At 74.9% G+C, this 458-nt stretch carries 1 pseudogene; it reads left to right on the top strand.

Annotated elements, in window-relative coordinates:
* Positions 1-458: pseudogene (locus ABZ899_RS32215) on the top strand (hypothetical protein); the annotation flags it as partial.

A 458-nucleotide genomic window follows, 5' to 3' on the forward strand; every position in this document is an offset into this window, starting at 1 on the left:
GCACCCACCTCGCCACCGGCGGCACCGACGGCACGGTGCGGATCTGGGACACCGCCACCGGGGCAGTCCTGCGCACCCTGACCCGCCCCATGGGCGAGGTGAGGGTGGTGGCGTTCAGCCCGGACGGCACCCACCTCGCCACCGGCGGCACCGACGGCACGGTGCGGATCTGGGACACCGCCACCGGGGCAGTCCTGCGCACCCTGACCCGCCCCATGGGCGGGGTGAGGGCGGTGGCGTTCAGCCCGGACGGCACCCACCTCGCCACCGTCGGCACCGACGACACGGCGCGGATCTCGGACCCCTCCACCGGGGCCACCCTGCACACCCTGACCCGCCCCATGGGCGGGGTGAGGACGGTGGCGTTCAGCCCGGACAGCACCCACCTCGCCACCACCGACTTTTTCGGCGCGGTGCGGATCTGGGACACCGCCACCGGGGCCACCCTGCACACCCTG

The organism is Streptomyces sp. NPDC046859 (genome assembly GCF_040645135.1).
In the GTDB taxonomy this organism is placed as follows: Bacteria; Actinomycetota; Actinomycetes; order Streptomycetales; family Streptomycetaceae; genus Streptomyces.